General features: G+C 69.6%; 9 protein-coding genes. 3 read left to right on the top strand and 6 right to left on the bottom strand.

The features are described from left to right. The first annotated feature begins 131 nt into the window (after positions 1-131). Entirely contained in the window at positions 132-1,013 is an 882-nt protein-coding gene (locus AB0J09_RS40795) for a transposase (RefSeq protein WP_360703309.1), read from the top strand. Here AB0J09_RS40795 and AB0J09_RS40790 read toward each other — a convergent pair. From AB0J09_RS40790 to recA, 3 genes are all read right to left on the bottom strand, one after another. Continuing rightward, positions 996-1,640, bottom strand: a complete 645-nt coding sequence (locus AB0J09_RS40790; protein ID WP_360703307.1) for a TetR/AcrR family transcriptional regulator — start codon at positions 1,638-1,640, stop codon at positions 996-998. The genes AB0J09_RS40795 and AB0J09_RS40790 overlap by 18 nt on opposite strands. Before the next feature lie 419 nt (positions 1,641-2,059). Next, positions 2,060-3,358: a recombination regulator RecX gene (recX, locus tag AB0J09_RS40785; RefSeq protein WP_360703304.1), complete on the bottom strand. Its 1,299-nt coding sequence runs from the start codon at positions 3,356-3,358 to the stop codon at positions 2,060-2,062. A 32-nt stretch (positions 3,359-3,390) separates the two neighbouring features. After that, positions 3,391-4,488 carry a recombinase RecA gene (gene recA, locus AB0J09_RS40780; protein WP_360703301.1) on the bottom strand — a complete coding sequence of 366 codons (1,098 nt, stop codon included), beginning with the start codon at positions 4,486-4,488 and terminating at the stop codon, positions 3,391-3,393. Between the two features lie 683 nt (positions 4,489-5,171). Between recA and AB0J09_RS40775 the strand changes: the two genes are divergently transcribed. Then, the gene (locus AB0J09_RS40775) at positions 5,172-5,444 is read left to right on the top strand and encodes a hypothetical protein (RefSeq protein WP_360703298.1); all 273 of its coding nucleotides are present in this window, start codon (positions 5,172-5,174) and stop codon (positions 5,442-5,444) included. A gap of 26 nt (positions 5,445-5,470) precedes the next feature. On the opposite strand, the gene AB0J09_RS40770 is transcribed toward AB0J09_RS40775, so the two are convergent. The 3 genes from AB0J09_RS40770 to AB0J09_RS40760 form a co-directional block, all read right to left on the bottom strand. Next, complete coding sequence (locus AB0J09_RS40770; RefSeq protein ID WP_360703296.1) at positions 5,471-5,665, bottom strand: DUF3046 domain-containing protein; 195 nt, start codon at positions 5,663-5,665, stop codon at positions 5,471-5,473. A 33-nt stretch (positions 5,666-5,698) separates the two neighbouring features. Then, positions 5,699-6,913 carry a transposase gene (locus AB0J09_RS40765; RefSeq protein ID WP_360703293.1) on the bottom strand — a complete coding sequence of 405 codons (1,215 nt, stop codon included), beginning with the start codon at positions 6,911-6,913 and terminating at the stop codon, positions 5,699-5,701. A gap of 556 nt (positions 6,914-7,469) precedes the next feature. After that, positions 7,470-7,958, bottom strand: coding sequence for a VOC family protein (locus tag AB0J09_RS40760; RefSeq protein ID WP_360703290.1), 489 nt, complete (start codon positions 7,956-7,958; stop codon positions 7,470-7,472). A gap of 89 nt (positions 7,959-8,047) precedes the next feature. Between AB0J09_RS40760 and AB0J09_RS40755 the strand changes: the two genes are divergently transcribed. Then, positions 8,048-11,144, top strand: a 3,097-nt coding sequence (locus tag AB0J09_RS40755) for a DEAD/DEAH box helicase (protein ID WP_360703287.1), incomplete at its 3' end; no start/stop codon positions are given.

Below are 11,144 nucleotides of genomic sequence, written 5' to 3'. Positions count from 1 at the left end.
GCCGGGCTGGGCGCGCAGGCGGCCGTGCGGGCCATCGCCCGGGTCGCCGGCGCCTACGCCAACCGGCGCGCCACCAAGAAACGGGCTCATTGTTCCGCCCGTACGGAGCGGTCCCCTACGACGCGCGGCTGATGAGCTGGAACCGGGACGCCCGCATCGTGTCGCTGTGGACCCCCACCGGCCGCGTGACCGTGCCGTACACCGGACGGCCAGAAGATCTCAAGGCCGTCGAGGCACTGCCCATCGGGGAGGCCGACCTGCTCTATCGGCGCGGGGTGTGGCTGTTGCAGGTCACCGTCACCCTGCCCCGGCCGCATTTGCGCGAGCCGGCAAACGGCTTCCTGGGAGTGGATCAAGGAGTGGCCAACCTGGCGGTCACCAGTGACGGGGCGGTGCTGCCCGGCACGGCCCTGCCCGGGCCGATCCAAGGTAACGGCCACGTCCGCGCCCTGCGCGAGCGGCGCCATCGGCAACGCCGCCGGTTGCAGAAGAAGGGCACTCCTGCAGCGCGGCGGGTGCTGCGTCGCCTGTCCGGGCGTGAGCACCGGATGATGACCGACCTCAACCACCAGATCAGCAAGTACGTGGTGCGCGAAGCCGAACGCACCGGCCGCGGCATCGCCCTGGAGGATCTCCAGGGCATCCGCGGCCGGGTAAGGGCTCACCGGCTCCAGCGGCGCACCCTGCACTCCTGGACGTTTGCCCAGATGATCGAGTTCACCCGCTACAAGGCCGCCCGGGCCGGGATCGACTTCATATTGGTCGATCCCGCCTACACCTCCCAGGCCTGCCCGGAGTGCGGGTGGACTTCCAGGGCGAACCGGCCGGCGCGGGGCCGGTTCGTCTGCACCCGGTGTGGCCTCGCTGGGCACGCCGACCACATCGCGGCCCGCAACATCGCCCAACGCGGCACTGCGGGTCGGGCTGTTGTCAACCAGCCACACGCTACCGGCCTCCCTTCAGCCAGACGGGACCGTGAGAGCAAGCCACCGGCTTCAGCCGGTGGTAGTTGACTGTTGTCCCTCGAACTTCTCCAGGCCCGTCCGCGCCTGTTCGAACAGCTCGCGGCCGAGGAATTCCGGTCTGATCAGGTCGAGCTGGGCCATACCGACGCGCAGCGCACCCTGCGGGGCGTAAAGGTCCGTGCCCAGCGCGCGGGAGACATGCTCGTGCAGCACCGTGATGCCCAGCTTCATCGCCGTCAGCACGGTCGCGCGGGCGCGATGATCAGCCTCGGAGTGCCGGTCTTCGTTGGCGAGATGCTCCTCCGTCACGCTCACGAGCTCGTCGAACATGGCGGCTGCCGCGGGAGAGCCCTCCACGAGCGCGCGGCCGAGGTACTTCATCAGGGGCGGCGCGGTGCGGTGGACGCTCTCGATGAATTCGGGCTTTTCCAGGTTGCGGTCGGTGATGCCCGCGTTGACCTGCTCACGCACGTAGCTGAGGACGTACTCGTCACAAGCCAGCCGCAGCGCTTCCTTGGTGCCGAAGTGGTGCTGCACCAGGCCGGGCGAGACTCTGGCCGCCTCGGCGATCCCGCGGATCGTGGTGGCCTTGACCCCCTGCTCGGCGAACAGCGCCATCGCGGCGTCGCGGATGCGGGCGCGGGTCGTCAGATCCTCTTCAGATATTGGTCGCACGTACCGAAGTCTATACAGATGTATTGGTTGCCATGCAAGTGTTCAATGCGCCATGGATGCTTTCGGCTCGCCCGTGACCGCGCCGTCGGACGACTGCTGTCCCCTACTCCGCGCTGGGCGTCGGGAGCTGGTCACCCTGAATGTGGCTGACGTCCTGCTGCCAGCCCACAAGGGAAAGATCATCGTCCGCAATGGCAAGGGCGAGACCCTCTCGCGAGATTCCCCTGCTGGACGCCACGGTGCGCGAGGCCGACTCGGACTGGAGGAAGGAGCGAAGCAAGTGGCCGGACGCGGACGCGCAGGAACCGTACGAACACAAAAACCTGCGCTGTCACGGACCTTGTGTCAGCGCAGGCACAGGTGAGAGAGCGGCAAACAAGACCCAAACGAGGAGCCGGAAACCGGAAACCGCGGGGAGGTTACGAGAAGTCTTCCTCCACGTCGATGCCCTCCGCTTCGAGCGCCTCGCGGATGACGCGGAAGGCCAGGCCCGCGGAGTAGCCCTTGCGTGCCAGCATGCCCGCCAGCCGCCGCGTACGGGTCTGCGGGTCGAGCGATCGGGTGGAGGCGAGCTTGCGCTCCACCAGCCGCCGCGCCGTCTCCGCCTCCTGGTCGGGATCCAGCCGCTCCACTGCTTCCTTGACCGTGTCGGTGTCCACACCGCGATGTCGCAGTTCAGCGGCGAGGGCTCGCTTGGCCAGGCCCCGGCCGTGGTGCCGTGAGTCGACCCAGGCCGCGGCGAACGCCTCGTCGTTGATCAGGCCGAGCTCGGAGAAGCGGCTCAGGACTGCTTCGGCGGCCTCGTCCGGCACGTTACGTTTGCGCAGGGCTTCGGCGAGTTGGGCGCGCGTCTTGGGCGCCATGGTGAGAAGGCGGAGGCAGATGGCCCGAGCCGCCGACTCCGGATCCGCGTCGCGCCCACCTCCGGAACCACTCTCATCGCCCCGCCCAGACCGAGCGCTGCTCTCACCGCCCTGCCCAAATCCGCCAAGGCTCTCGCTGTCCCACCCGGATTCGGCAAAGCTCTTACCATCCGGCGCGAACCCGGCAGCGCCCTCGGCATGCGGCCCGGTCCCGGTGCCCAGCCCTTCGGATGGCCAGCCCCGCTCTCGTGTACCCTTCCCAGACCGTCGGTTGGATCGGCCCGATCGCCGCCCTCGACCGGTCCGCTTCTGACCGGCCTTTCCGCCGCCCGGCTGCTCCTCCGCAAACCAGCTGCTCCCCGCCAGCACTTCGGAATGCCACCCAGCACCCCCCTCGCCAGAGAGCGCAGTGTCATCACCAGCACGCCCGGACGCCGCCGCCTGACCAGTGGACGTCGCCGTCTGGTGGTCGCTTGTGATCCGGCTCGTCCGAGGCTCGTCGGCCGTGGCCTCGCCGTTGTCGCTGAACCGGCCGCGCGCCAACGCCGGAGAGTCGGCCGTATCTGCTTGGGAACCATCCACCTCAGGCTGGAGATCGGCCCCACCAGGCTGGGGATCGGCTGTGCCGGTCAGGGACTCGTCCACCCTGGGCTGAGAGTCGGCCGTACTGGCCTGGGGGTCGGGGGGTGGGGTGGAGGTGCGTTGGCGGGCGCGGTGGTCGCGCCACTCGTCGACCGACGGCCAGCCGTCCGTGGACGAGCGGGCCAGGTCGCGGCCCCGGGATGGGGGCGGCGAGGGGAGGCTGGGCCGGGCGCCCCGGGGTTGGGGCGCCTGGGGCCGGTCTGGGTCACTCATGGGACGGGCGCGGTCGCTCATGGGGTGGGCGATCAGACGTCACCCGGCTTCGGGGTGGACTTCGAACCGCGGCCGGAAGGAGCGGCGGCCGGGGCCGGGGCTGCTGCGGCTGCCGCTGCGGCCGGGGCGTCAAGGCGGGGGCCCACGCCCAGCTTGTCCTTGATCTTCTTCTCGATCTCGTTGGCCATGTCGGGGTGGTTCTTCAGGAAGTTGCGGGCGTTTTCCTTGCCCTGGCCGAGCTGGTCGCCCTCGTACGTGTACCAGGCGCCGGACTTGCGGACGAAGCCGTGCTCCACGCCCATGTCGATGAGGCCGCCCTCGCGGGAGATGCCCACGCCGTAAAGGATGTCGAAGTCGGCGACGCGGAAGGGCGGGGCCATCTTGTTCTTCACGACCTTGACCCTGGTGCGGTTGCCGACCGCCTCCGTGCCGTCCTTGAGGGTCTCGATTCGGCGGATGTCCATCCGGACCGAGGCGTAGAACTTGAGCGCCTTACCGCCGGTCGTCGTCTCGGGGCTGCCGAACATGACGCCGATCTTCTCGCGGAGCTGGTTGATGAAGATGGCGGTGGTGCCCGTGCTGTTGAGGGCGCCGGCGATCTTGCGCAGGGCCTGGGACATGAGGCGGGCCTGGAGACCGACGTGGCTGTCGCCCATCTCGCCCTCGATCTCGGCCTTGGGCACCAGCGCGGCCACCGAGTCGATGACGAGGATGTCGACGGCACCGGACCTGATCAGCATGTCGGCGATCTCCAGCGCCTGCTCGCCGGTGTCGGGCTGGGAGACCAGCAGGGCGTCGGTGTCGACCCCCAGCTTCTTGGCGTATTCGGGGTCGAGGGCGTGCTCGGCGTCGATGAACGCCGCGATGCCGCCGGCCCGCTGGGCATTGGCCACCGCGTGCAGGGCGAGCGTGGTCTTACCGGAGGACTCGGGGCCGTAGATCTCGACGATGCGGCCGCGCGGCAGGCCGCCGATGCCGAGGGCCACGTCAAGGGAGATCGACCCTGTGGCGATCACCTCGATGGGAGCTCGGGCGTCGTCGCCCAGGCGCATCACTGAGCCCTTGCCGAACTGTCGCTCGATCTGAGCGAGGGCGGTCTCGAGGGCCTTCTCGCGGTCGTTGATAGCCATGGGAACTCCCCCTGGAGGGTCGTGGTCCGATCAGTCGAGTGAAAACTACGGCCTGCCACCGACATTTTCTGCGACTGCCGGGGAAGACGTGGCCCGGCGGAGTCAATCGTAGCCGAACGGCTGTTCGATCACAGCAGGAACACGCAGGTCGCCGTCAATCGCCCGCGTTCGGGGAGGTGAGCCGTCATTCTCCTTCGTGCCAGGGCAGCGCGCCATCCCAACTCCTCCGTCCCGGCTCCCTCGTCCCGGGGAGTGCACCATCCCGGCTCCCACGTTCCGAACAGTGCGCCATGCCGGTCATGTTGGTCGCGCGGCAGCGGAGACCCGCGGCCTCCCGCCTCGAGGTGGTGCCGCATGAACGCCACCGGCAGGTCCTCATCCCCGCCGAAGCCAGCGTCCTCCTCGTCCCCCGGCGAAGCCGGCGAGTCCTCATCCCGAAGCGAAGTCGGCAGGTCCTCATCCACAGCGAAATCGGGGTAGACGGCACCCTCGGTGAGGCCGGCCGACGGGGACGTCGTCGAGCTCGGCGGAGACCTCGTCGAGGGAAGCACCCGGGGTGCCGTGCTCCCCGAAGCACCCATGCGCGTCCTCATGAAGACGCCCGGCCGATGTTGGTCTCCAACGTGTTGCACGCGGGATGAGCTGGGGAGACTCACTGCAGGGGCGAGGGGTGGAGGTGGCGAGTGGCGAGTGGCTACACCAGGGAACGACGCACCCGTCTTGAGGCGCTCGCCGAGCTGCTCCCCCATCATGGCCTGGTCAGCCGCATGGTAGGCACCGACGATCCGGTGTTGTGGGTCTGGCACCCGCGCACCGGCCGCCAGACGATCATCTTCGCCACCCCGTCGAACCGCGGATGGCTGTTCCTGTGGTCGCCCAGCGGGCAGGGCAGCGCGGACGAGCTGGAGCACACGGCCGCCGCGCTGCGGCAGACCCTCGACATGGCGCAGACCTAGAGCGCAGCTCTCGATACGACGCAGACCTAGCGCAGCTTGGGCGAGACGTTCTCCACCTGGCAGACCGCGCGCCAGACGGTCTTGGCGCTCTCACCGTCGGCCAGTGCCTGCGTGACGGTCCGTCCCCCGAGCGGCGCGAGCACGTAGTCGCGCGCCCACGACTCGGCGTACGTCTCGCCGAAATGAGCGTTCATCCGTCTCCAGAACTCCGTCAGGCGCATGAACCAAGTATGGATTGAAGCGCTCCCCACGGGCTAAGCCGGGGGGATTCCAGCCGTCGGGGCCAACGTCTTAGCGTGCGGTCCCGGCGCTGTTGCTTGGCGGTTCGCCTTCCGGCCCACGCGGGTGCGTGGTTTGCGCGCCCCAACCCGCGCCCCCGGTCTGGGTTGCGCGAGCTCCGTCCTCCCGACGGTGAGTATGTTCTTGGCGGCGTTCACGTCCGCGTGATCACGATGGCCGCACAAGGTGCACACGAAGGCCTCACAGCTCTTACGGGACTTCGCATCCACGTTCTTGCACTGGTGGCAGGTGATGGACGTGTTCGCCGGATGGACAGTGATCACACAGGTGCCTGTGTACCGGGCCTTGCTCCGGACAGCCAGCTCAATGCGGTGCCAGCCTTTGTCCAGGATGGCCCGGTTCAGACCGGACTTGGCGGCGGCGCCGTTGGGCAAGAACCCGCCCGGGCGGCCAGGGTCCGGCCTGGGTGCGACCGTCGCGGTCATGTTCCTGGTCGCCAGAGCCTCGAACACGATCAAGTCGTGGTCGCGAGTCAGCACGTGCGCGGTCTTCGCCGCGAAATCCTGCCGCCGTCGGCGGATCTTCGCCGCGAACGCCCTCACCCGGCGCGTCGCGCGGGCCCGGCGATTGCTCCCCTTACGGGTACGGGACCACTCCCGTTGGAGCTTGGCGGCGTGTTCCACCTCGCGGCCGGTGGCGAACACCTTGTGGTAGAACCGCCCCTGACTGGTGGTCACGATCTTCACCACGCCACGGTCGATCCCGATCCCAGTGCCGGGCATGGCGTCCCGGGCCGGAGTCCGCACCCCGTCATCGATCAGGAAACTGATGTACCAGCGCTGCCCCTCACGCAGCACGGTGGCGTTCTTGACCACCCCGACCAGCGGACGGGTCCAGCGGAAGCGGACCCAGCCCAGTTTGGGCAGTCTGGCGCGTGCCCACCGCCGGTTCAGCCGCTCCACTGCGATCTTGCCACCCTCGGGGAGCCGGAACGACGGAGCGGTACGCGTCTTGGATTTCCAGCGCACCTTCCACGTCCCATGGCGGGCACACGCGGCATCCAGGTCGATGAGCGTCTGCTGCAAACAGTGACCGGGCACCTCGGCCAACCACTCCAGTCCGGGCTCGCGCTTGGCCTCCACAAGCTGGCGAGCCTGCTCGTGATAACCGATGAACGCCCCCCTGCGGCGGTAGGCGCTGCGCTGCTCCAGCGCAGTGTTCCACACCACCCGGCACACCCCCGCCAATCCGCTCGGCGAACCCGGCCTGCTCCTCAGTGAGATCCAGCAGATACCGTCGTCCTGCCAGCACGAGCAGCCACCTACACATTCTTCTGGTTCTCGAGGTACCGCTTGACGCCCTCCAGCGGCGCGGCCCCCACGGTGGCCACCCAAAGCAAAAGTGGTCCGCAGCGTCGCACAACACCAACTGTTTATACAGCCTCATGCCTATCTAGCGCATGAGTGTTCGATAAAAGGACTCATCCCATGGCCGAGGCCAGAGGTCCGCCGCCATTAGGATCCGATCGCCCGGGGCCTGGGTAAGACATCCCGATGCCAAAGACCCCCAAGTCTTCACCCCCGAAGACAGCCAAGACGAAGGCCAACAGGGCCAAGCGCCGCCGGTTACTGCTCGCGCTGCGCCTCGCCGTACAGAAGGAGAAGGCGGAGCGATCGGAAAGGCACGCCGGCACCAGGCAGGCGCCCCGTGCGGGACAGCCCCGCACGCGCGGGCCGTCACGACGCTAGAGCGTCAAACCAGCGCCGAAGCAGCGTCGAACCGCGGTCACAGCACGCGTGAGCCGTACATCTCACCGAGATGGTCGGCGAGCAGCTCCAGCCGGGCGCCGTCGGGGTCCTTGAAGTAAATGGAGGCGCCGCTCTCTATCTGGTGCGGCACGCCGGCCATCTCCAGCTTGCCGCGCAGGCGTTCCCAGGTGGCGGGGTCGACGGAGATCGCGACGTGGTGCAGCCCGCCCAGCACCTCCTGGTACGGCCCCAGGTCGAGCCCGGGGAAGTCGAAGAACGCGAGCAGGTTGCCGTTGCCGATGTCGAAGAAGAAGTGGTTCGAGCCCTTGTAGTCGCGGTTCTCGATGATCTCGGTGAGCGGAAACTCCAGGAGCTCCTGGTAGAACTTGATGGTCCGTTCCACGTCCGACGAGAGCAGCGCCATGTGGTGCAGGCCGCGCGCGCTGCTCGATGGCCGGTGCGGTAAGACGTAACGCTGCCTGATCTCCGCACGGCGGGCTTCGATGGCCGCATAGTCAATGGTCACGGTCGCTGTATGTCCGCCAAGGCGCCCGCTCAATCGCCCGTCAAGGCGCCAATGCGTATTCTGTCGGTGGCGCGAGGCAGTATGTGCTGGTGAGCTCCCTTGACCAGTTCAGCCAGGTGACCAGGCAATGGTTCGCCGGAGCCTTCCAGGCGCCCACGTCCGCCCAGGAGGGGGCGTGGGAGTCGATCTCGCGCGGCGACAACACCCTGGTCGTCGCGCCCACCGGGTCGGGCAAGACGCTGGCGGCGTTCCTGTGGTCCCTCGACAGGCTGGCGTCGGACCACGCCGAGGCCGCCCCCAAGCCGGACCACCCCGAGGCCACCCCCGAGCCCGCCCGCAAGCCCAAGCGCAGCAAGCCCGAGCCCGCCGAGCCCGTCCGCAAGGGGACGCGGGTGCTCTACGTGTCGCCGCTCAAGGCGCTGGCCGTCGACGTCGAGCGTAACCTGCGTGCCCCGTTGGCGGGGCTCAAGCAGACGGCGCGCCGGCTCGGGCTGCCGGTGCCGGAGATCTCGGTGGCGATCCGCTCGGGCGACACCCCCTCAGAGGACCGCAGACGATACGCGGCCAAGCCGTCCGACATCCTCATCACGACGCCGGAGTCGCTGTTCCTGCTGCTCACCAGCCAGGCGCGAGAGGCGTTGCGCGGCGTGGAGACGGTGATCGTGGACGAGGTCCACGCGGTCGCGGCCACCAAGCGCGGCGCTCATCTGGCGCTCAGCCTGGAGCGGCTCGACGCGCTGCTCGACAGGCCCGCGCAGCGGATCGGGCTGTCGGCGACCGTGCGGCCGGTGAGCGAGGTGGCGGCGTTCCTCGGCGGCACGCGACCGGCCACCGTCGTACAGCCGCCGTCGGAGAAGCGGATCGAGGTCGAGGTCGTCGTCCCCGTCGAGGACATGACCGAGATGGAGGGCCGCCCGCAGCCTCAGGGTGAGGAGGATTTCGCCCCGGAGCCGGGCAACAGGTCGATCTGGCCCCATGTGGAGGACCGGCTGTTCGATCTGATCGGGGCGCACAGCTCGACGATCGTCTTCGCCAACTCGCGGCGGCTGGCCGAGCGGCTGTGCACCCGGCTCAACGAGCTGGCGTACGAGCGGGAGCGCGGCGACGGCGAGGCCGTCGACCTCTCCATCTGGGAGACGGGACCGTCCGCCGGCCCGGTCTGGGAGACACCCAAGCGGATGCCCGCCGACATGATGGCGCAGGCGGGGGCGAGCAAGGGCGTCGTGACGGAGATCGTCCGCGCTCACCACGGCTCCGTCTCCAAGGAGGAGCGGGCGCAGATCGAGGAGGCGCTCAAGTCCGGCCGGCTGCCTGCCGTGGTCGCCACCTCCAGCCTGGAGCTGGGCATCGACATGGGCGCGGTCGACCTGGTCGCGTGCGTGGAGGCGCCGCCGAGCGTGGCCAGCGGGCTCCAGCGCATCGGCCGGGCGGGGCACCAGGTCGGCGCGGTGTCCAAGGGCGTGATCTTCCCGAAATACCGGGGCGACCTGGTGCAGACGACCGTGGTGGCCGAGCGCATGAAGAGCGGCCAGATCGAGGAGCTGCGTTATCCGCGCAATCCGCTCGACGTGCTGGCGCAGCAGATCGTGGCCATGACCGCGATGGACGAGTGGACGGTCGACGAGCTCGAGTCGGTGGTCAAGCGGGCCGCCCCGTACGCCACGCTGCCCAGGAGCGCGCTGGAGGCCACGCTCGACATGCTGGCCGGGCGCTACCCGAGCGAGGAGTTCGCCGAGCTTCGCCCGCGCATCGTGTGGGACCGCATCACCGGCACCCTCCAGGGTCGCCCGGGAGCGCAGCGGCTGGCGGTCACCAACGGCGGCACGATCCCCGACCGCGGCCTGTTCGGCGTGTTCCTGGTGGGCGAGAAGGCCTCCAGGGTGGGCGAGCTGGACGAGGAGATGGTCTACGAGTCGCGCGTGGGCGACGTGTTCGTGCTGGGCGCGACCTCCTGGCGGATCGAGGACATCACGGCCGACCGGGTGCTCGTCTCGCCCGCGCCCGGCCAGCCGGGCAAGCTGCCGTTCTGGCACGGCGACGCGCCGGGGCGCCCGGCCGAGCTGGGCAGGGCGATCGGGCAGTTCCTGCGCGAGCAGGCCAAGCTCGGCTCGACCGAGCGCATGCGGGCGGCCGGGCTCGACGAGTTCGCCGCGGGAAACCTGCTGGCCTACCTCCACGAGCAGCGCGAGGCCACCGGCTACGTCCCCGACGACCGCACCCTCCTGGTCGAGCGCTTCCACGACGAGCTCGGCGACTGGCGCGTGGTCATCCACTCCCCCTATGGCGCGCGGGTGCACGCCCCGTGGGCGCTGGCGATCAGCCGGCGGCTGCGCGAGCGCTACGGCATCGACGTGCAGGCCGTCCACTCCGACGACGGCATCGTGCTGCGCATCCCCGACACGCTCTCCGAGCCACCCACCGACGTGGCCGCGTTCGACGCCGAGGAGATCGAGCAGATCGTCACCGAGGAGCTGGGCGGCTCCGCCATGTTCGCCTCCCGGTTCAGGGAGTGCGCGGGGCGGGCGCTGCTGCTGCCGCGCCGCACGCCGGGCAGGCGCAGCCCTCTGTGGCAGCAGCGCCAGCGCGCCGCCCACCTGCTGGGCGTGGCCTCGCAGTACGCCTCGTTCCCGATCGTGCTGGAGACGATGCGCGAGTGCCTGCAGGACGTCTTCGACGTGCCGGGGCTCGTGCAGCTCATGCGCGACATCGCCGCGCGCCGCGTGCGGCTGGTCGAGGTCGAGACGTCGCAGGCCTCGCCGTTCGCCACCTCGCTGCTGTTCCACTACGTGGGCGCGTTCATGTACGAAGGCGACGCGCCCCTGGCCGAGCGGCGGGCCCAGGCGCTGGCGCTGGACACCACGCTGCTGGCCGAGCTGCTGGGCCAGGCCGACCTGCGCGAGCTGCTCGATCCCGACGTGATCTCCGACACCGAGCGCGAGCTGGCCAGGCTCGACCGCCCGCTGCGCGACCTGGAAGACCTCGCCGACCTCCTGCGCTCGCATGGGCCGCTGCTCGCGCCCGACGTGAGCGTGCGCGGCGGCGATCCGTCCTGGCTGGAGGAGCTCGAACGGTCGCGGCGCGCGATCAGGGTGCGCATCGCGGGCGAGGAGCAGTGGGCGGCGATCGAGGACGCGGCCCGCATGCGTGACGCGCTGGGCGCGCCGCCGCCCGTCGGGGTGCCCCACG

The organism is Nonomuraea sp. NPDC049784 (assembly GCF_040659615.1).
In the GTDB taxonomy this organism is placed as follows: Bacteria; Actinomycetota; Actinomycetes; order Streptosporangiales; family Streptosporangiaceae; genus Nonomuraea.
The sequence above is the reverse complement of the archived record's forward strand: the minus strand, read 5'-3'. Positions and strand labels throughout refer to the sequence as shown.